The sequence below is a fragment of the Limosilactobacillus antri DSM 16041 genome (assembly GCF_000160835.1).
GTDB classification, from domain to species: Bacteria; Bacillota; Bacilli; order Lactobacillales; family Lactobacillaceae; genus Limosilactobacillus; species Limosilactobacillus antri.
Genome location: NZ_GG700737.1, coordinates 85640 through 105392 on the forward strand (window position 1 = coordinate 85640; position 19753 = coordinate 105392).

Genomic DNA, 19753 nt, shown 5'->3' on the forward strand with positions numbered 1-19753 from the left:
CGTAGAGAAAATTTTGTCTAAATTATGATTAGAAAAATTAAATCAGTAGAAAGAGGTAATCATCATGTCAATTACTATGAAAGACGTTTTTATTACTTGGAACAATTCACTTACATCAGCGAACACCATGAAAAAATATAACCTATCAGTTAAACTGTATTTTCATATGGTATTAGGCAAAGAACCATATGATATTTCAGAATCAGACTTAAAGAATTTATCTTATGGTGACACAGTTAATAAGTTTGTCACGCCATTACGAAATAAAGGGGTAAAAGATTCAACGATAAAAAGTCATTTGATTGCAGTTCGATCTTTTGTGAAGATGATTAGAAGAGAAAAAATCTTTTCAGGCATTGATTTTGGAGAATTGAGTTCTTATGTGCTAACGGTAGAATCATTAAGCACACGAGACACCAAGCATCATGCCGCATTATCGCTGTCAGAATTGAATGATATGGAAAAATGGCTACGCGAAAAGGAATATCAGGGAAAAAGTGAAGGGCTGGGGGAAAAGTATGCTTTATTGATCGATTTTATGTATAAAACAGCCGTACGTGTTAGTGCAACTTTCCATATCACATGGGCGTCATTTACACTTATGAATTCCCCTTATGGCGGCGACTGGGCTGAATTAAATGTTATTGATAAAGGCCGTAAATTTAATACTAAGTATCTGGATAAAAAATATTATGATCGTTTGAAACGAGTATTTTACAACGGCGACGATGATGAAGAAGTATTTGGTTCTCTTAGTCAAAACACGTTACGTAACTACTTTCGAGAATACAGCGAAAAGATTGGTAGAAATGTTGTTATTCACTCTCTGAAAGCAGGTGCAGCCACTACTTTATACGCTCAAACGAAGGATTTGCTTTTAGTAAGAGACTTCTGCGACCATGAAAGTGTAAGCGTGACTGAAAATTATATTCATACACAGAAAAACCCAAATGAGACTGGAACGGCGATTTTTGCCATGAAAGGCGGGCTTCATTTTATGACAAGCCTAAGTTAACTCGCCTACTTAGTCATTACGTGGCTTTTGCTTCTTTGCGCGCCGCTTGCGGAGGTGGCGTCCAGGCTTAACATCTTGGGGCTGGTCAGCGCTGGAAGAAGCGTTTTGGAGGTGGATAAAAGTTGCCAATTCGGCCCGTTCCGAATTGCTGTCCGTTTGGGGATCGTTTTCCAATAAGATGTCAACGGCATCGTGGTGCCGGTCGTTGAGTTTGGCTTCGACTACGGTTCCCAATTGAAATTCGATTTCCTGTGCTAAGAAGCCGCATTCGAGGCCGAACGTGGTTTCCTCATCGTCCTTCTTGATCCGCCCGGCAACGATGGGACCTCCTAACCGCCAGAGCTGGCTGGTGGAACTGTGCTTTTCCAGGGTCAGGTCGCCAAGCCCAAGCTGGTGAGTCAAAGTGACTAGTTCACCGCGACTGGCTACCGGGTATTGGCGAGCGAGGTCCTTGCCAATCCAATACAGCAGCTCGTCGGTTTCCTTGCCGAGAATTGCGGGCAGGATCACGTCCCGCAGGGTCCCGTTAATCAGTCCCTGGGGACTATTGATCAATTCGTCATATAATTTTTGACTCATAGTTATTGTTCGCTCCTTTTCCCAATCACTTATTATTATACTTAAAATCAATTCGGATAGTAGCGTCAATTTTAAAACTTGCAAATTTTGATTATTAAACCGATAATTAAGTTTCAAGTATTTTGCGATTAATAGTGAGGTGGCAGAAATGGATAGACGGCCCATCGGGGTGATGGATTCTGGACTAGGCGGTCTTTCGGTCCTCCGGGTGTTGCGGCAGGAACTTCCTGACGAATCCCTGCTCTTCGTTGGTGATCAGGGACATTTTCCGTACGGGACCAAGACACAGGCAGAGGTCCGTCAGCTGGCCCTGGCGATTGGACGATTTTTGGTGCGTCACGATGCCAAACTAATGGTGGTGGCCTGCAATACGGCGACGGGGGCGGCCCTGCCCGCCCTGCAGGCAGCCCTGCCGATCCCGGTAGTGGGGGTGATTCGGCCGGGGGCGACGGCAGCCCTGGCGACGAACCCGCGAACCATCGGGGTGATTGGTACCGATTCAACGATTAAAAACGGGGCCTACGAACGGACCCTTCATGAATTGCAACCGGCGGTGAAGGTGGTTAGTCAGCCGGCACAGCCCTTAGTGGCCATCGTTGAACACGGACAAACCGGGACGCCAGCTGCGCAACGGGCAGTGGATAAGGTTTTACAGCCTTTTGCCAGTCAGCCGGTGGAAAACTTGATTTTGGGCTGTACCCACTTTCCCTTTCTCAGCAAAGAGATTCAGCATAAGTTGGGCCCAGCCGTGCGTTTGATTGATCCGGCTTACGAAACCGTCCAGACGGTTAAGCAGGTTCTCGCCGCTCGGCAGCTGGCGGCAACTGGCGGGCAGCAGACGGTTCTCTACACGACCGGGCGGGTTGCCGACCTGCAGACTGGTGCGGACCGGTTGCTTGCTGGTGATTATGCACAGTGTGCTAGCATTGACATAGATGGGGAGTGAGAATGATGGCAACTCTGGTGATTGCGACGAACAATGCGGGAAAGGCCCGTGAATACCGGGAAATGTTGGCGCCCTTCCAGGTGACGGTGAAGACGCTGGCAGACTTTCCCCCGTTTCCGATTGATGAAGACGGGACTAGCTTTGAAGAAAATGCCTTTATTAAGGCGCAAACGGCAGTAGCAAAGCTCGGCCTCCCCGTAATGGCGGACGATTCGGGCTTGGTTGTGGACGCCTTGAATGGTGCACCGGGCATTCATTCCGCCCGCTATGCCGGTGACCATGATGATGCGGCGAATAATGCCAAACTACTGCGTGAACTGGCCGGGGTTCCGGCAGCCCAACGGACGGCCCACTTTTATACGACAATTATTGCCCTGAAACCGGATGGGGCGAAGTTGGAAACCACCGGGCGCGTGGATGGGCACATCCTTACCGAACCACGCGGCCAAAACGGCTTTGGCTACGACCCCCTCTTTATGCCTGAAGAGTTTGCGGGCCGGTCGATGGCAGAACTGACTCCAGCGGAAAAGAACCGGATCAGCCACCGTGGCCGGGCCTTGCGGGCCCTGATGGACCAATTTGCGGGGTGGTGGCAGGCATGACCAAGGTATTAATCGTTAGCGATAACCATGGTGACCGGGCCATCTTAGAACGGCTGGTTGCCGGCTGGAAGGCCAAGGTGGACTTAATGATCCACTGCGGTGATTCGGAGATCCCGAGCCAGGACCCGTTAATGCAGTCCTTTGTCCGGGTTGCCGGGAATAATGACTGGCACTTAGGCTACGCTCCAGATCAGCTGGTTCTTGTTGGCGGTGCCCGCATCCTAGTGACCCATGGGCACCATTACGGGGTCGACTCTTCAATGACGCCGCTGATGCTCAAGGGCGAGTCGACTGGTGCGGATATTGTCTGCTTCGGCCATACCCACCAGCTATTTGCGACGGTCGAGCGGGGGATGCTGATGGTTAATCCCGGAAGTATTTCGCTTCCGCGGGGCCAATTTGCAGTGCTTAGCGGCACCTTTGCCGTTGTGACGGTTACCCCGCAGATGTTTACGGTTGATTTTTATGACCGTGATTCGCACCGTCAGCCAAAGTTGCACCAAGAGTTTTCTCGTGAGGAGCGAGCACATGATTGAACAACACTTGCGTAAATTATTGATGGCCCACCAGGAAAAATTCCTGATTCCGGCCAGTCTGGTTGCCAGCGTGAACGTCACCAATACCCTTGACCACGCTTTCCTGCTGTTGACTAAGAACCACTACGCGAAGATCGTGGTGGTCGATAATGAGAATCATTTCCGCGGGCTGATTTCCCTGTCAATGATCACCGACCGGTTGATTGAAACGGCCACGATTAATGTGGAGAACCTGCAGCGCTACCGGGTCGGGGACGTCATGCAGACCGACGTTGCGCCGATTACCGACCCCTATGATGTGGAAGAGAACCTTCATCTTCTGATTGACCAGTCGTTTTTGACGGTGGTTGACCAGGAGGGACATTTTACGGGGATTGTGACCCGGCGGGAGCTGCTCAAGGCGGTTAACTATACTGTCCACCGCTTTGCCCACTACTACCACGTAACTGAAAATGATTAACGAAAACCACCAGCGGGCGTCATGATTATGGCTGCCTGCTGGTGGTTGTGTTTACTTATTGTTTTTAAGAATTTCCTGGATGGTTTTAAGGACCCCGTCGTGGTTGTTATCACGAGCGGTGACGTGCCCCGCCTGCATCCGGATGACCTGGTGGGCGTTTTGCATCGCGTAGCTTTGGGAAGTCATCGCTAACATCCCCAGGTCATTTTCGTTATCGCCAAAGGTAACGATTTCGTTATCGGCCACGTTAAATTTTTCCTGTAAGAGGGCCAGCCCATTCCGCTTAGTGCCATGGGCGTCACCAATGAGGTCGGTGTTGAAACCAGAATTTTCAATGATTAGTGACGCGGGTAAGTATTGGTCCAGGGTTGCTGCTACCCTGGAGAGGTCGACGTGGTCAGCAAAGTTAATGGAAATTTTGGTAAATTCTTCCTGGGGGTGGTCGCTAAACAGCTGTCGCAGGTCCGCGACCGGTTGGACCCGTTCGTAAAATGTCTTGACGATGGCCAGGTTATGCTGGTCCATGTGCTGGTCGACGTACGATGTTTGGGGTCCCGACACCACGAGCTGGTTGATGTCTTGCGGACCGTAAAAGCGGTCGAGGATGTGCATGACCCGGGCTAAGGCTGGTGCCTGGATTGGGTAGGTTTGAAGGAGCTGGCGCCCCTGGTGGATGACCGAACCATTCTGGGAGATGAAGGCCATTTGATCGAGGTAGGGAGCAAACTCGCGGGCGAGCCGGGGGTAGCTGGAGCCGCTGGCGGCGACGAAGTAAATGTGGTGTTTCTGGAGCTGACGAAAGACCTTCGCAAATAAGCGCTGGTTATAAGTGTGATCATCGTGGAGAAAGGTTCCATCGAGGTCGGTTGCAATCATTTTAATTTTCAATGTGTTCTCTTCCTTCCCAGGATAGCGGTACTTGGGCTGCGTGAAGCTTTTTAAGGTAGGCCGCGAGGAACTTGCTGGCGACCTGGGACTGGGTCCCGCTAGTTACGGTAATTGACACCCGAAAGACCAGCTGGGCATTGACCGTTAGCGGGCCAATAATGACCGGTTCTGCCTGCAGCTCGGGTGTGTCGGCGACCAGCTGCTGGTTGGCCGCTTCCACTAATTGGCGGACCTGGTCGAGCTTGGCACTCGGCGCAATGTGAATGTCCACGTTGGCGACCATGTTGTTGCGGGAAAAATTCTGGACAATTGTGATTTGGCGGTTCGGGATGTAGTTGAGGGTCCCGTCGGCGCTGGTCACCTGGGTAGTGCGGATCCCAAGGGCGGTCACGGTTCCCTTGATTTGACCGATGGCGACGGTGTCACCAACGTCAAGCTGCTGTTCCAGCAGGATAAAGAAGCCGTTGACCAGGTCGCTGACGAACCCCTGCGCCCCCAGTCCTAAGGCGATACTAAAGATTCCCGCTCCAGCAATCAGGGTGCCGACGGGGACGCCGATTTCGGAGAGAATGGCGTAAAGAAAGAAAAAGTAGCAGGTGTAGCGGTAAATATTGAGGGTCAGAGCCCGAATGGTTGCCAGCCGGTTTTTATTTTTGAGCAGCTGGTAGCGTTTGGATTCAAGAAATAGGTGGTTAATGATGATGCGCCCTAACCATAAAATAATGAAGAACAGCAGAGCGGTGACGATAATCAACAACAGTTTGTTGAGAATTTGCCGGCCAATTTCATTCCAGGATAGGTCGGTAAAAGCGCGTTTAACTTGCTCCAGCTGGTTATTCAATTGGGCATTTCCGGCGCCGATAATCATGGGACGTTCCTCCTTTGAATACAATCCCGTTAATTGTAACAATTTCTGGGGAGGAATGTCGATAGGGGAGATTTGTTGTTTTGCCTGGAATTGTGATATGCTATCATTGATATAACTGAATTGTGCAATCGGGAGGCGGAGTAGAATGACGTTTGGTGAATTAGCGGGCTTGATTGCCGCAATTGCCTTTTTAATCCTGGTGGTGTTCTTATGTATCCTGATCAACCACCTCAGCAAGACCATGCGGGAGACCAACCGCAGTATTTCCCTGCTTACAAAGGATATAGATAGCCTGAGCAAGGAAGTTGAAGAAGTGTTAGGAAACACAAATGTTTTGTTAGAAGATATTAACAAGAAGTCGAACCAGCTTGACCCAGCAGTTAGGGCGGTGGCAGACGTCAGCCAGAGTGTTGTGGACATCAATAGTCAGCTGCACGAGATGGCGGACAAGGTGGTAAGCCAGCGTGAAAAGAACCGTTTCGGCTTCGGGCTGGCAAAGACCGCGGGGAAGGCGGTTGTGCTTGGCGCTTTTAACCGCTACCGCCAACGCCGGATGAACAAGAAGGGAGCTGCACAAAAATGAGTAAGAAATTATTAGCAGGAATCGTTTTCGGAAGTGTTGCTACTGCAGCTGGCTGGGCATTGCTGCCTGAAGCCAAGCGGCAGGAGTTGCGGGCGCGGGCTAACAGCAAGCTGAATGACGCTGCGGACTACGTTACCGATTACGCGTTAACGGCATTGGACATCGTTGATGAGCGTTTGGCGGAGATGGATAACGCCGGAGTTGCGGATGGGCTTAAAGCGGCCACCCAAAAGGTTAAGGCGAAAAAGGACCAGGTGGTTGACCACCTTGCCAATGATGACTTTGATGAACAAACGGCAGCTATTCGGGAAAAATTAGCCAATGCTAGTCCAGCGGCTGACCAGGATGACGATATTGTCATTGACGCCACTGCGGATGACCGTGAAGAAAATTAATTATGTTAATGGCTGACTGAGTAGAGGCTGGGAATTAACTCGGCCTCTTTGCTATTTTAAAGATAAAGATGCAACAACGCAGTAGCTGACTGGCAGTTCAAACGCTGATCGATCAGTATTTGACCAACCCCAAATAGGCTTGTTACGCGTCGACGGGAGTGGGACAACGAACTAGGCAAGCTAGTTCTGTCCCACTCTTTTTATTACGGCTTGATTAAAGATTTCCGCGAACGTTTGCCAATTAGATTTTAATTTGCTATATTAGTGTAGTTATGAAAAATAATGAAAGCATGATATATCAATAAAGAAAGGGCTATCTTATGGAAAAACAAGCTGTAACAATTTATACTGTTGCGCGAGAAGCGCGGGTTTCAATGGCGACGGTTTCCCGGGTGGTAAACGGCAACCCTAACGTTAAGCCGGCGACCCGTCAGAAGGTACTGGACGTAATTAAACGGTTAAATTACCGGCCCAATGCTGTGGCGCGGGGCCTGGCCTCCAAGCGGACGACCACGGTGGGGGTAGTGATCCCCAACATTACGAACCCGTACTTTGCGGAACTTGCCTTGGGGATTGACGATATTGCATCGATGTACAAGTACAATATTATTTTAGCCAACTCGGATTACGATAATGATAAGATCCTGAAGGTGGTTCGCAACCTCCACGCCAAGCAGGTCGACGGGATTATCTTCATGGGCTTTGACTTGTCTGAAGAATTGCGGGCGGAGTTTAAGTCGAGCAGTACACCGGTGGTTGTGGCTGGATCCGTGGTTAATGATAAGGAACTGCCGGCAGTACGGATTGACTACCGGAAGGCCGCCAAGGAAGCGGTGGCCCGCCTGCTGGACCATAATCATGACCATGTTGCCTTAGTGACGAGTTCACTCGGTTACTCCATCAACGGGGATGACCGGTTAAGCGGCTATCAGGATGCCCTGGCTGAGGCCGGTGTACAGTTTGACGACCAGTTAGTAATTGAAACTGACGGCAGCTACAAGCAGATTTATGACCAGGCAAAGGCACTCGCCGACTCTGGGGTCAAGGCGGCCTACGTAACGAATGACCACCTTGCAGTGGGCCTGTTAAATGGTTTAACGGATAACGGGATTAAGGTGCCGACCGACTTTGAAATTATTTCATCAAACGACACAACCTATACCCGCCTGTGCCGGCCGATGCTGACGTCGATTAGCCAGCCCCTGTATGACATTGGTGCAGTTTCCATGCGCCTGCTGACGAAGCTGATGGAAGATACTGATGACCGTGAAAACGACGTAATTCTGGATCACAGCATTGTTTCACGGCAGTCGACCCGTTTACAATAGGTGGTCGGGACCAGTGCAGACACGGAGTAGAGTTCGCCAAGCACGGCATGGTCAGCCTGCTGACCGCCGCGGCAGCCACCTGGGCTTTAACATTTGCGGGGTCATTGTCCTAGTGTTCTTAATGCTTAGCCTAATTGGCAGCCGGACGTTTTTTAACAAACGGTTTGTAATGCACGAAGTCACTTCATCGGCGGTGGAGTCCGACCTGCTAGATCAGGTTCAGGCAGGGCTAAGCCAGTACGGGATTTCCAGCAAGCTGTTGACGAAGGATGATACCGACCAAATCGTCAGGACGGTCGTGAACCAGGCCTTTGCCGGTCAGGAATTAAACCTAGACCTGAGTCGGGTTACCGACCGGTTGGCTGGGCAGGCAAATAGCCAGTTGGCCCAGTTTGGCGTTTCCAGCAGCCTCCTGCCGTCCGGGGCGACGGGCGCGGTTAACGAGAGTATTAACGCCGCCGTTAATTCGCGGATCAACACACCACAGGTCAAGCAGGCAATTAATAATTTGCAGCTGGCTCGGACGATTAACACCGCGGTATTGAGTATTAGCAGCTTTCTTTTCGTCCTGCTGCTGATCGGGGCCGCTATCCGCCGCCACCTAATCCAGAGTTGTTCCTGGATCAGCACGATTGCCCTGCTGATTAGCGGGACCCTGGTAATGGCAGTTAAGGGACTGATCCCCCAGCTGGTTAATGCTGAGTACAGTTCGCTCGCCGTCCAGTTTGCGGCCGATTTTCAGTCCGCCGCGCTTACTTGGCTGGCCGTGCTGGCGGTTATCGTCGTTATCTTATGGGGAATTCGGCTGCTGGGTGCGGGATTGTCGTTTCGCCGGTAGCCTTGAATTCATAATCAAATTTTGCTAAAATTTATCTGTTTATCACATTAATAAAGAAAAGAGGAGTCAGTAATGTCAGGACATTCAAAATGGCATAACATTCAAGGACGGAAGAACGCCCAGGATGCTAAGCGTGGAAAGATTTTCCAAAAGATTTCCCGTGATTTGTACCAAGCAGCTAAAGCAGGTGATCCTGATCCAGCCAACAATGCCCAATTACGGCTTGTAATTGATAAGGCACACGCGGCCAATATGCCAAAGAAGAATATCGACCGGGCGATTGCTAAGGCTTCTGGTATTGGTGGCGCTAAGTTCGAAGAAGTGACCTACGAAGGGTACGCTCCGGGTGGGGTGGCCGTGATGGTTTCTGCCTTGACTGATAACAAGAACCGGACTGCATCAGCTGTTCGGTCAGCTTTTAGTCACTCCGGTGGTTCCCTGGGGGCCAGCGGATCGGTTGCCTACATGTTTAACCGGATGGGCTTGATTGAAATCCTCCGTGACGACCTGGACACAAGCGAGGATGATATGTTAATGGACGCACTAGATGCTGGTGCGGACGACATGAAAGCCAGTGAAGAAAAGTTCCAAATCTTCACTGACCCAAGCACCATGACCAGCGTTCGGGATGCTTTGCAGGAAAAGGGGTACGACCTTGATACTGCCGAAGTAACGATGATTCCAGAAAACCGGACCGCCGTTCCTGAAGATAAGGTAAAGCAGTACCGGCACTTAATTGATGAACTGACTGCTAATGATGACGTTGCCGACATCTACGAAACTGGTATCCTGCCAGATTACGATGACGACGAAGAAGAATAAGCAGTTGCTGCGTCTAAATTAAAATCCAAATTCTCATCAGTTATGGGAATTTGGATTTTTTTGGTTTAAACTGGCCCGCTTGCCGTTTTTTATAGGTGAGGGGGCTTTTTGGATGATTGGATTTGAAAAAGAAATTGCAGTAGCGATTGGCCGCCGGGCCGCCGACCTGTACATTTTGCCGTATAAAAAGTATTACCGCTTATTGATCAACTGTCAGGGACAGCTGAGTGTTGTTAAAGAGGTTGCTCCTGACTATGGTCAGCGGTTGATTTCCTATTTGAAATACCAGGCGGACATGGCAGTCAGCGAACACCGGCGCCCGCAACTGGGGGCCATGGAATGGCACCACGGGCCTGAGATCATTAACCTCCGGCTTTCCAGCGTGGGTGATTACCAGGGCCGCGAGTTGTTGGTGGTACGCTTTATTTATCATTTCAGTGCTAGCAACTACCACCTGCTCTTTCCAGACCAGTGGCAGGAATTAAAAGCGCTGTTAAAGCAACGGGGCTTGATTTTGTTTGCGGGTCCCATGGGTTCGGGAAAGACCACCACAATGTACCAGCTCGCCCGCCAGGTGGCTGACCAGCGGGTGGTAATGGCGATTGAGGACCCGGTTGAAATTGATGAACCGTCCTTTGTCCAGCTCCAGGTCAATGAACTGGCCGGGATGAATTACCAACAATTGCTCCGGCTTGGTCTCCGTCACCGACCGGACGTTTTTATTATCGGCGAGATTCGTGATCCAGAGACTGCCCAGATGACGGTCCGGGCGGCCTTAAGCGGGCAGCTCGTACTGGGCACCGTTCACGCCCAAAACGTCTTTGGCGTATTGGCACGGCTCGAGCAGCTGGGGGTTGCCCCTTTTTACCTTGAGCAGGTTTTAACGGGCGTTTTTTATCAGCGGCTCCTGCCGTGTCAAGATGGGAAGCAGGCGGTGCTCTTCGACTCCTTGCTGGGGGCCGATTTGCAAACGGCGGTCGTAAATCATAAGAAACGGGGGATGACTGATGGATGGCGCGCACACCTCAAACAAGCTGTTGACCAGCAGCAGATCAGTGCTGCGGTTCAGGCGGCATTCGCACAAGGTTAACTTTAACCAGGCGGCCCAGGCAAAATGGTTTTTATTAATGGGGGACCTACTAAAGGTGGGGTTCTCATTGCAACGGGCCCTGACCTTTACGACGGTGGTAATGAAACGGCAGCGTTCAACAGTGCTGATGATTAACCAGCGGTTGATGCAAGGAAAATCATTTGCCGACAGCTTGCAGCCCTTTGTGGGCCCGGACCTTTATTATCAGCTGCTGTTGGCGGAAAAACATGGCGAACTTAGCCATATTTTGAATGAAATTGGCACGCTCCTGGTTACCAAGCAGCGCCAACGGCAGAAGCTTCATCGGTTGTTGCAGTATCCGTTATTATTGCTTTTTTTGCTGGGGCTCCTCATGGTCGGTCTGAGTATCTACGTTTTTCCCGAATTAAATAGCTGGCAGACCGGCAGCGTGGGGGCACAGTGGACGCGGTTGAAAGAAATTAGCGTCTTTTCGCTGAGCTTTGGGGTCCTAGCAGGCGGCGGCTGGGCAGTCCGTGCCGGTTTCCGCTGGCAGCGCTTTAACGCAGACCAGCGGGCGGTATGGCTGTGTGGATTACCGGTGGTCGGACGCTGTTATCGTCTGTACTACGGTTATTACCTGTCCACGACTTTGGCGACCCTTCTGGAGTGTGGGATGTCGCTAAAGGAGATCCTAGCCGTTATTAATCAATTTGCGCCTCGTTCCCTGCTTCGCTGCCTCGGTCAGCTTCTCCAAGACCAGCTTGATTCCGGAAGTGACGTTAAAGCACTAGTTAGCAGCCGGCCGTATTTACCGAACGAACTGCTGATTTTAGCGGATAAGGGAACGACGGTCGACCAGTTGGGCGCTGACTTGATGGCCCTCGGCAAACTTCACTTTCAGCGCCTGCTGGTCCAGCTGGAGGAATTGCTGAGTTTTGTCCAACCGGTTATCTTTATTGTCATTGCAGTGGTGATCGTGGCCCTTTACTTGAGCATTTTGCTGCCGATCTATCAATCGATTCAGGGGGTGTATTGATGAAAAAGTTGTTAAAGCGGCGCCGGCCTGGGTTTACCTTACTGGAAATGTCCGTGGTACTCTTTATTATCAGTCTGCTGATTTTAATTGTACTACCCAATTTAACCCAGCAACGGCGGCACGCCAACCGGGTCCATGGCGATGCGATGGTGGCCGTTGTTCAAACCCAGATTGATGCTTATGAAAATGAACATGGCACGAACCGGGTCAGCTACGCTCAGCTCCAAGCTGAGGATTACCTGACCAAGGCTCAGGTTGCTCGTGCGCAGCGTGAAAAAATAGCAATTGTCAACGGGAAAGCATACCAGCGATGAAAAGAGCGCGGGCATTTACGATGCTTGAAATGGTGATTGTCTTGGCACTGGTCACGGTAATTTTACTTTTTACCGGTCCGCTGATTGGCCGTAGCAATGAGCAAGTCGCTGAGCAACGCTTTTGGCAAGGCTTTCGTCAGCAGTGGCACTTGGCCCAGACCCGGGCCCACCTCAAGCACCAGCCAACAACAATCAGCTACTCAGCGGATACCCATGCGGTGACTTTTACTAGCTGGCGGTATCGGTTTACGGTGATGGTTCCAGCGACCATGCGGGTTGAGGCTTTTTCACCGATTGAGATGCAGGCAGATGGCTACGTGCGGCCCGCGACTCAGCGCTTTTATTCGCGGAGCGGGCGTTGTCATTACCGCCTGGTAATCCAGATGGCACGGGGGGAATACGATGTTAAAAAGGACGAGCGGGTTTGTGATGACAGATAGTATTTTAGCGCTAGTAATTATAAGTATTGGCTTGGGATCCATGGCGGCGTGTCAGGTTCAGTTGCACCATCAGCAGCGGCAGCATCTAATAAAACTAACCGCAGCCCGGCTGCTGAAGGAGGCCAGTGACGGCTACCGTATTCACCATTGCAAGACGGTCATTAAGCGAGCAGGTTATCAAGCGGTAGCAAGCCCCGACCAGGCAGCGGTGTGGTACCAGGGACGGCTGGTGATGCGGTTATGAAACGGCAACCAGCCTTTACGCTAGTTGAGTGCATTGCAGCCTTATTGGTGACTAGCCTGGTGGTAGTCTTGACGGGCTATGCGTTAACTGCGGTACGAACGACGAGTCGGTTATCTTTGGCCCAGGCTACGGATTGGGTAATCTGCTTGCAAGAACTTGAATCTGCTGACCACCACTTCGCACTCAAACGGGCCGACCGTTACCAGCTTGAACTGCGCGATTTGAACCAGCACCGAAATTATGAACTGTGCCTCCGGGATCGTTTATATTTGCGGTCAGTTAATGGCGGCTACATGCCGGTTTTTAGCAATATCAGGGTTGAGCAGAGCGGCTTTAAGCGGCTGGATAGTCAGCGGGTCTGCATTACGGTTACCAGGACGAATGGTCAAAAGTTAGAAGGGATTGTTTGCTTTGAAAAAGATCAGTAACCGCCACCGGGGATACGTTATGATTACTAGCCTGCTGGTCCTCAGCTGTATTTGTGCAACGCTGGTTTTTCAATACCACTATTACGCAACCCAGTATCAGCTAGAGCGGCAGCTGACAGACGAGCTGGTAAGTCAGGCGCGGCGCAATCTACACCAGAAAATCCGGTGAATGGAAAGCGTTATCTTGAATTTGAAACGGAGAATCGGTAAACTGTTATTGTAATGTTTGTCATTAGTTAGGGGGTGACAGGGACATTGCAACAGACACCACAGAAGTTGTTTGAACTCTTTGACCAGGGGACTGAAATCCTGCAATCGGCTTTACGGAGTTCATACCTTGATGCCATGCTAGAAAATGCGGAAAACGTGATTGATGGCCGGGTGGCGGTTGAAGATGGGGTGCCGGATAAGGAAACGGTTGCGAAACTTGAAAAGCTGTACAAAAAAATGGCCTTTAAAGACGCCGACGCGGAAACAATTCGGCAGGTTCTTCAGTTGAGCTTTTTAAAAGTGATGCGCAAAGATGCAATCCAGGCTAACCATCAGATGACGCCGGATACCATTGGTTTCTTAATGGCCTTTTTGATTGAAAAGATCAGTAAGCTTAACCGTCCTTCCACGATTTTCGATCCAGCAGTCGGGACCGGCAACCTTCTGACGACGGTAATCAACCAGTTGCAAAAGGCAAGCGCCGAGCCAATCCATGGTTATGGGATTGATAATGACCCAGCAATGTTGGAAGTGGCGAGCGCGAGCGTAGCGTTACAAGGGTTAAACGTGGACCTCTTCTACCAGGATGCGATTAATGCACTGGACATTCCAGAATGTGATTTAGCGGTGGCGGATTTGCCAATTGGCTACTACCCGTTAGACCAGAACACTAAAAATTATCGGACCCGGGCTCAAGAAGGCCATTCATACGTTCACCACTTGTTGATTGAGCAGGCGTTGAACTATTTACGTCCGGGTGGTTTTGGTGTGTTCTTGGTTCCAAGCAATCTTTTTCAAACGAAGGAAGCACAGCCGTTTATCCAGTGGATGCACTCTGTCAGCTATTTGCAAGGCTTAATCAACCTTCCGGCAGAATTATTTGCAAACCAGAATGCCCAAAAAGCCATCCTGCTCTTGCAACGGCATGGTGGCGACAGCAAGCAGGCGGCTAAGGTCCTGCTTGGTGAATTTCCATCGTTTAAGAAGCCGCAAGAGTTCAGCAGCTTTATGCAAGAAATCGACCAGTGGGTCCAGACAAACTTAAATTAACAAAAGGAGACAGTTTTTATGTCAAAATCAATTGCAGTTAATGCCGGAAGCTCAACGTTGAAGTTTAAGCTTTTCGATATGCCAAGTGAAGAAGTAGTTGCTGAGGGAACCATCGAACGAATCGGGGAAAAGATGGGTCACGCCAAGATCAAGTACGCTGGTCAAAAGCACGAGGATGACCAGCCCTTTGGTGACCACGGGGCCGCAATCAAGTACCTGCTTGACCAGCTGATTGCCTTAGGAATCGTTCAGAATTACGATGAAATTACGGCTGTTGGCCACCGGGTGGTTGCTGGTGGCGAATACTTTAAGGATTCTGCCGTTATTACTGACGACGTAATTAAAAAGATTGATTCCTTAGCAGAATACGCGCCACTGCATGATCCAGCGGAATTAATGGGGATCAAGGCTTTCCGTAAGGCATTGCCAAACGCATTTGCAATTGCTGTCTTTGACACCTCGTTCCACGCAGAAATGCCAAAGAAGAATGCCCTTTACAGCATTCCTTACGAATGGTATGAAAAGTACGGCGCCCGGAAGTATGGTGCGCACGGTACTAGTCACCGCTATGTTGCTGCTCAGGCAGCAAAGATGCTGAAGAAACCGTTAGAAGACCTCAAGCTGATTACGATGCACATTGGAGCTGGTGCTTCCATTACGGCGGTGAAGAACGGGAAGTCCTTTGACACTTCAATGGGCTTTACCCCACTGGCCGGAATTACGATGGCAACTCGTTCCGGCGATGTTGACCCGTCCCTCGTGGCCTTTGTTGAGGAAAAGGCGGGAATGTCTTCTGATGAAATGATCGACACCCTAAACCACAAGTCCGGGTTGCTGGGAATTTCTGAATTATCCCCAGACATGCGGGATATTCTTGATGCTGCCGACAAGGGAAACGAGAAGGCGCAACTGGCGTTGGATATTTACGTTAACCGAATCAAGCGCTACATTGGTGCTTACATTGCCGAAATGGATGGGGTAGACGCAATTGTCTTCACGGCCGGCGTTGGTGAGAACAGTATTCCGGTTCGGAAGCTGGTTACCGACAACCTGGACTGCTTCGGTATCAAGATTGACCAGGAAAAGAATCAATGTCGTGGTGTTGAACGGGATTTGTCCGCTGCTGACGCAAAGGTGAAGACCCTGTTGATCCCAACTAATGAAGAGCTGATGATCGTTCGCGACATCGAACGCTTGAAAAAAGAAGCTAAGTAAGCTATCGCCGGAAAATTGACTGGCGGTACGAAAATATGAATTGAAATGGAGGGGCTGTGACATAAGCCCTTTTACTTAGATAAAATACGAACGGCGCAGTACGCAAATGGGTTCCAGTGCTCGGCAAAGCCGAACTCTGAAACCCTATTTGCGCTTGCGGGGGCTCGAAAACGAAGTCGATTCCGACTTCTGTCTCGCTCCCTCTTAGCCAATTTAGGGGTGGTTAGATGCAATTTGTAACAGCCGACACGCATTTCTTTCATAGTGAACTTTTAGGGGTAGATAAATTTGCCCCGCGACCGTTTCCGGATGTCGCAACGATGAACCAGACCATTATTGATAACTGGAACACTCAAGTCGGCGAGCACGACCTCGTTTACCATCTTGGCGATATTGCCCTGTACTTTACTAAGCCGCCCCGGAAGGCCTATGCGGCTGTTGCAGACGTCCTCGCGCAGCTTCATGGACGCCTGGTGCTGGTTAAGGGCAATCACGATAGCCGGGCGCTCTTTAAATACCTGGCTGCCCATAATTTTATGGTTGACGGTCAGCCAAAATATGAATTTCATGACGTCGGGGTCCTGTTGAAGTACAACCACCGTCAATATTATTTGACGCACTATCCAATGATGCTAGGGGTTGCACCCCAGATTATTAACCTGCACGGTCATATTCACCACTATGCGGTCCCGACGAAAGAAAATATTAACGTGGGGATTGATGCGCCGGAACTTGATTACCTTAACCCCCGACCTCGGTTTGGTGCCCCTGTGAGCTTTGCTGAGGTCGAAGAAATGATTGCAGCCAAAGCGGCCGATTTGGGGAAGCAGCGCTGAGCTTTATGGTAAGATAAAGAAGTTAACTTGATTAAAAAGAAGGTGACAGGTTGAACCGGGCAAAAATTCAAGATTATATTGACCAGCGTGAGGAGCAGCGGTCAGACCTTTATCATTATGAAGCACTAGACGAGGAGCATTTCCAGTTAAATGGGCACCCGTATGAGCTCGTAAAAGAGTATCGGCACGCCTTTAGTGGTGAGGAATTTGCCAAGCGTTTTAGCAATATTCTTAGTAAATACGATTATATTGTTGGTGACTGGGGATATGACCAGTTACGCTTGACGGGTTTTTATGACCGGCAGAATCCACTTTATAACCCCGAACATGGTGTTGAAACGATTGAGGATTTCCTGTATGAGGACTGCAATTTTGGCTGTGCTTATTTCATTGTCCATAATGGGCAGGTCCATCTTCCGCGGCAACACCGTCGGCGAAGACACCATGCGCGTGGGCCGGTGATTAAAGAGCGCCGGCGGAAAGCCAACCAAGCAGATGTCAAACACCGGCGGAACCAGCACGCCCAACGTGTGCGGACGGGAAAGCGTCAACAGAAATTTGTGATTCGTTCACGAAAGCAAGGAGAAAAGAACGAGCAATGACTGCTAATTACCAAGCATATTTTATTGACCTCGATGGGACTACTTATAAGGGAAAAAAGCGAATCCCAGCTGCGGCGCGGTTTATCAAGCGGCTCCAGTCGGCCGGGAAACAAGTACTATTCGTAACGAATAATAGCACCAGGTCACCCCAGTTTGTCGCTGATAATCTAGCACGGAACCACGGAATCAACGTCGGGCCGGCAAACGTATACACGACTGCTCTGGCTACGGCTGACTACTTAGACCAGGCTGCCGGAGAAAAGCGTTCAGTGTACGTAGTGGGTGAAAGCGGTCTTCGCGAGGCGTTGGCTGCGAAGGGATTCAAGGATGATGACCAGGCACCGGACTTTGTTGTAGTAGGGCTCGATTCTCACGTTACCTACGAAAAGCTTGAAAAGGCGGTTCTCCTAATCCGGGCGGGTGCTAAGTTTATTGGGACCAACGCTGACAGCAACCTGCCGAATGAGCGGGGGATGGTGCCCGGCGCAGGCTCAATCGTTAAGCTGGTGGAGTACGCGACCCAGCAAAAACCGCTGATGATTGGCAAACCCGAAAAGATCATTATGGAAATGGCTTTGCAGCGGGTCGGTCTCTCGACGGCGGACGCGGTGATGGTTGGTGATAATTATCACACGGATATTCAGGCAGCGATTAATGTTGGAATGGATAGCTTACTAGTTTACACGGGCTTGTCCCGCCCTGCTGAAGTTGCTCAGGAAGACATTCAGCCGACCTACACGGTGGAGACTTTAGATGACTGGAAGATTAACTAATTTAAGGGCAATTCTGGTTACGCTAGTGTGCATTGTTAGCGTGCTTAGTCTTGCTCTTTTTATTACTCTAAATGTTTCACCATGGGTAATCGCGCACCCGCGGGCAATTCAAGTCAGTCGGGCTGCAATAAACGCCGATTACCGGCGGCTGTTGATATACCTTGAACTGCCGCTGCCCGGGCAGCTAAAGTTGGCCCATCTTCCGCTGACCGCTGCGGCACGCAGTCACTTTGCGGACGTTAAATTAGATTTGCTGCTTAATGAGTTGCTGATGGTGACCAGTACACCAGTGGCGTGGCTGAGCCTTCGAAAAGAAAAACGGCGGCAACAACTTTGGCAGTTGTTGACACCGTTAATGTGGGGGATGAGTCTGCTGGCAGTTACCTTAGTATTGGTGCTGGTTGACTTTCCTAGCGTGTTTATTAGCAGTCATTACTGGCTTTTTTCCGGGATGAATTGGGTGATGAATCCGCGGACAGACCCGATCATCTTGCTGATGCCGCTGAGTTTTTTTACAAAACTCTTTATGATTTGGACTGGATTAGTCTTTTTCTTCCTCACGATACTCTGGGGATACCTTCGTTTCGCCAGTGACCTTGCCAAGTTTCGACTTTAGGAAGCCAAAGATTGCTGGGAGCAGGGTTACGAAGATGATTCCCAGGATAATTACTGAGAAGTGTTCCTGAACGAAGGGGAGGTTGCCGAAAAAGTAGCCGGCGCCACAGCAGAGGACGACCCATGTTAGACAGCCAATAATGCTATAAGGGATAAAGCGGCGGTATGGGAAGCCGGAACCCGCTGCGGCAAACGGCGCAAAGGTTCTGATAATCGGCATAAAGCGGGCTAGGATGATTGCTGGCGCGCCATGCCGTTCAAAAAAGGCTTCTGACTTAGCAAGGCTTTCCTTATTGATTAGCTTGCCAAAAAGTGAATGGTTGGAAAGGGTCTTGCCAATTTTATGCCCGATTAAGAAGTTTAGTGAATCACCGCCTAGGCAGGCGATCAAGAAGAGCAGGGCAAACACCCAAATGTTGAGGTTGTAACGGGGGTCGGCGGCGATTGCACTGGCGGCAAAGAGCAGTGAGTCACCCGGCAGGAACGGCATGATTACCGCCCCGGTTTCAATAAAGATGATCGCGAATAGGATCAGGTAAGTCCAATCACCGAATTGATTTACAATTTGGATAATGTGGGTGTCGATGTGTAATATAAAGTCAATCAGTGTAGTCAACATTATTCTCCTTTTCTTGTATTCAACAGTGATGAAGTTTAGCAGGAAATTGGTGCTTTGTGAAGTTCGCGTGGCTAATATTAGGATAAACGTAATAATTATGAAATGTTTTAACCGTGGATAAAGTTCGCTATCGGGCCCAACTTAGCCGCTTGGCTTGGTGAATTGATTGCTAAACTTGGCTTGATTGCATTCAATACGCGATCGCGGTGCAATAATTGTTCACGGTTTGTCGCTCAGTAGGAATGAGTTAGCGTAGAATGTTGTTGACAGTAACTGGTAATTCTTGTATAGTAGTTAACGTTGTCAAGCGAAGAAATCAGCAGTTTGAAAAAAGTTGTTGACGACCGTTTGGTAACATGATATATTATTTAAGCTGCTTGTTAGCAAGCTGACGAATGATTGATTGAAATTAGTTGTTGACTTTGCTCGGGTGGCTGTGATAAAATATAAAAGCTGTTTG

Annotated in this window: 27 protein-coding genes; 23 read left to right on the forward strand and 4 right to left on the reverse strand. The window is 50.0% G+C overall.

All coding sequences use genetic code 11. The features are described from left to right. The first annotated feature begins 76 nt into the window (after positions 1-76). The gene (locus HMPREF0494_RS09435; protein WP_204365262.1) at positions 77-1015 is read left to right on the forward strand and encodes a tyrosine-type recombinase/integrase; all 939 of its coding nucleotides are present in this window, start codon (positions 77-79) and stop codon (positions 1013-1015) included. A 9-nt stretch (positions 1016-1024) separates the two neighbouring features. On the opposite strand, the gene HMPREF0494_RS09440 is transcribed toward HMPREF0494_RS09435, so the two are convergent. Further along, on the reverse strand, positions 1025-1594 hold the full coding sequence (locus tag HMPREF0494_RS09440) for a DUF2507 domain-containing protein (protein WP_040459035.1): 570 nt from the start codon (positions 1592-1594) through the stop codon (positions 1025-1027). 148 nt (positions 1595-1742) lie between these two features. Between HMPREF0494_RS09440 and murI the strand changes: the two genes are divergently transcribed. From murI to cbpB, 4 genes are read left to right on the forward strand one after another with little or no spacing between them, the layout of a single operon-like run. After that, positions 1743-2540, forward strand: a complete 798-nt coding sequence (gene murI / locus HMPREF0494_RS09445) for a glutamate racemase (RefSeq protein ID WP_040459036.1) — start codon at positions 1743-1745, stop codon at positions 2538-2540. 5 nt (positions 2541-2545) lie between these two features. Further along, positions 2546-3142, forward strand: a complete 597-nt coding sequence (locus HMPREF0494_RS09450) for an XTP/dITP diphosphatase (protein ID WP_040459049.1) — start codon at positions 2546-2548, stop codon at positions 3140-3142. After that, the gene (locus tag HMPREF0494_RS09455; protein WP_007124734.1) at positions 3139-3678 is read left to right on the forward strand and encodes a metallophosphoesterase; all 540 of its coding nucleotides are present in this window, start codon (positions 3139-3141) and stop codon (positions 3676-3678) included. Before HMPREF0494_RS09450 ends, HMPREF0494_RS09455 begins: the two co-directional genes overlap by 4 nt. After that, entirely contained in the window at positions 3671-4138 is a 468-nt protein-coding gene (cbpB, locus tag HMPREF0494_RS09460; protein WP_007124735.1) for a cyclic-di-AMP-binding protein CbpB, read from the forward strand. Before HMPREF0494_RS09455 ends, cbpB begins: the two co-directional genes overlap by 8 nt. 51 nt (positions 4139-4189) lie before the next feature. On the opposite strand, the gene HMPREF0494_RS09465 is transcribed toward cbpB, so the two are convergent. Next, the gene (locus tag HMPREF0494_RS09465; RefSeq protein ID WP_040459037.1) at positions 4190-5026 is read right to left on the reverse strand and encodes an HAD-IIB family hydrolase; all 837 of its coding nucleotides are present in this window, start codon (positions 5024-5026) and stop codon (positions 4190-4192) included. Beyond that, entirely contained in the window at positions 5016-5894 is an 879-nt protein-coding gene (locus HMPREF0494_RS09470; protein WP_040459038.1) for a mechanosensitive ion channel family protein, read from the reverse strand. The genes HMPREF0494_RS09465 and HMPREF0494_RS09470 overlap by 11 nt, the downstream gene beginning before the upstream one ends. 145 nt (positions 5895-6039) lie before the next feature. Between HMPREF0494_RS09470 and HMPREF0494_RS09475 the strand changes: the two genes are divergently transcribed. From HMPREF0494_RS09475 to HMPREF0494_RS09560, 18 genes are all read left to right on the forward strand, one after another. Next, a complete protein-coding gene (locus HMPREF0494_RS09475; RefSeq protein ID WP_040459039.1) occupies positions 6040-6477 on the forward strand; it encodes a DUF948 domain-containing protein in 438 nt (145 codons plus the stop codon). Next, positions 6474-6872 (forward strand): hypothetical protein, encoded by a 399-nt coding sequence (locus HMPREF0494_RS09480; RefSeq protein WP_007124739.1) that lies wholly within the window; start codon positions 6474-6476, stop codon positions 6870-6872. The genes HMPREF0494_RS09475 and HMPREF0494_RS09480 overlap by 4 nt, the downstream gene beginning before the upstream one ends. A gap of 320 nt (positions 6873-7192) precedes the next feature. Next, positions 7193-8200 (forward strand): catabolite control protein A, encoded by a 1008-nt coding sequence (gene ccpA, locus HMPREF0494_RS09485; RefSeq protein WP_007124740.1) that lies wholly within the window; start codon positions 7193-7195, stop codon positions 8198-8200. A gap of 13 nt (positions 8201-8213) precedes the next feature. Beyond that, entirely contained in the window at positions 8214-9038 is an 825-nt protein-coding gene (locus HMPREF0494_RS09490) for a hypothetical protein (RefSeq protein WP_040459040.1), read from the forward strand. 72 nt (positions 9039-9110) lie between these two features. After that, the gene (locus HMPREF0494_RS09495) at positions 9111-9860 is read left to right on the forward strand and encodes a YebC/PmpR family DNA-binding transcriptional regulator (RefSeq protein WP_007124742.1); all 750 of its coding nucleotides are present in this window, start codon (positions 9111-9113) and stop codon (positions 9858-9860) included. A 112-nt stretch (positions 9861-9972) separates the two neighbouring features. After that, positions 9973-10950, forward strand: coding sequence for a competence type IV pilus ATPase ComGA (comGA, locus tag HMPREF0494_RS09500; protein WP_007124743.1), 978 nt, complete (start codon positions 9973-9975; stop codon positions 10948-10950). Further along, entirely contained in the window at positions 10868-11947 is a 1080-nt protein-coding gene (locus tag HMPREF0494_RS09505; protein ID WP_225430238.1) for a type II secretion system F family protein, read from the forward strand. Before comGA ends, HMPREF0494_RS09505 begins: the two co-directional genes overlap by 83 nt. Next, positions 11947-12261 carry a competence type IV pilus major pilin ComGC gene (gene comGC, locus HMPREF0494_RS09510; protein ID WP_007124745.1) on the forward strand — a complete coding sequence of 105 codons (315 nt, stop codon included), beginning with the start codon at positions 11947-11949 and terminating at the stop codon, positions 12259-12261. The genes HMPREF0494_RS09505 and comGC overlap by 1 nt, the downstream gene beginning before the upstream one ends. After that, on the forward strand, positions 12258-12701 hold the full coding sequence (locus HMPREF0494_RS09515) for a type II secretion system protein (protein ID WP_007124746.1): 444 nt from the start codon (positions 12258-12260) through the stop codon (positions 12699-12701). The genes comGC and HMPREF0494_RS09515 overlap by 4 nt, the downstream gene beginning before the upstream one ends. Then, on the forward strand, positions 12691-12945 hold the full coding sequence (locus tag HMPREF0494_RS09520; RefSeq protein ID WP_007124747.1) for a hypothetical protein: 255 nt from the start codon (positions 12691-12693) through the stop codon (positions 12943-12945). Before HMPREF0494_RS09515 ends, HMPREF0494_RS09520 begins: the two co-directional genes overlap by 11 nt. Further along, a complete protein-coding gene (locus tag HMPREF0494_RS09525) occupies positions 12942-13373 on the forward strand; it encodes a ComGF family competence protein (protein WP_007124748.1) in 432 nt (143 codons plus the stop codon). The genes HMPREF0494_RS09520 and HMPREF0494_RS09525 overlap by 4 nt, the downstream gene beginning before the upstream one ends. Beyond that, the gene (locus HMPREF0494_RS09530; RefSeq protein ID WP_040459041.1) at positions 13357-13542 is read left to right on the forward strand and encodes a hypothetical protein; all 186 of its coding nucleotides are present in this window, start codon (positions 13357-13359) and stop codon (positions 13540-13542) included. The genes HMPREF0494_RS09525 and HMPREF0494_RS09530 overlap by 17 nt, the downstream gene beginning before the upstream one ends. A gap of 86 nt (positions 13543-13628) precedes the next feature. Next, entirely contained in the window at positions 13629-14633 is a 1005-nt protein-coding gene (locus tag HMPREF0494_RS09535) for an N-6 DNA methylase (RefSeq protein WP_040459042.1), read from the forward strand. An 18-nt stretch (positions 14634-14651) separates the two neighbouring features. After that, entirely contained in the window at positions 14652-15848 is a 1197-nt protein-coding gene (locus HMPREF0494_RS09540) for an acetate/propionate family kinase (protein ID WP_007124751.1), read from the forward strand. 227 nt (positions 15849-16075) lie between these two features. Then, the gene (locus tag HMPREF0494_RS09545; protein WP_007124752.1) at positions 16076-16684 is read left to right on the forward strand and encodes a metallophosphoesterase; all 609 of its coding nucleotides are present in this window, start codon (positions 16076-16078) and stop codon (positions 16682-16684) included. Between the two features lie 50 nt (positions 16685-16734). Then, complete coding sequence (locus HMPREF0494_RS09550) at positions 16735-17286, forward strand: YutD family protein (protein WP_007124753.1); 552 nt, start codon at positions 16735-16737, stop codon at positions 17284-17286. After that, positions 17283-18059, forward strand: a complete 777-nt coding sequence (locus HMPREF0494_RS09555) for a TIGR01457 family HAD-type hydrolase (protein ID WP_007124754.1) — start codon at positions 17283-17285, stop codon at positions 18057-18059. Before HMPREF0494_RS09550 ends, HMPREF0494_RS09555 begins: the two co-directional genes overlap by 4 nt. Next, complete coding sequence (locus HMPREF0494_RS09560; protein ID WP_040459043.1) at positions 18040-18675, forward strand: TIGR01906 family membrane protein; 636 nt, start codon at positions 18040-18042, stop codon at positions 18673-18675. The genes HMPREF0494_RS09555 and HMPREF0494_RS09560 overlap by 20 nt, the downstream gene beginning before the upstream one ends. On the opposite strand, the gene HMPREF0494_RS09565 is transcribed toward HMPREF0494_RS09560, so the two are convergent. Next, positions 18601-19290, reverse strand: a complete 690-nt coding sequence (locus HMPREF0494_RS09565) for a VTT domain-containing protein (protein ID WP_040459051.1) — start codon at positions 19288-19290, stop codon at positions 18601-18603. The genes HMPREF0494_RS09560 and HMPREF0494_RS09565 overlap by 75 nt on opposite strands. Between the last annotated feature and the right edge of the window lie 463 nt (positions 19291-19753).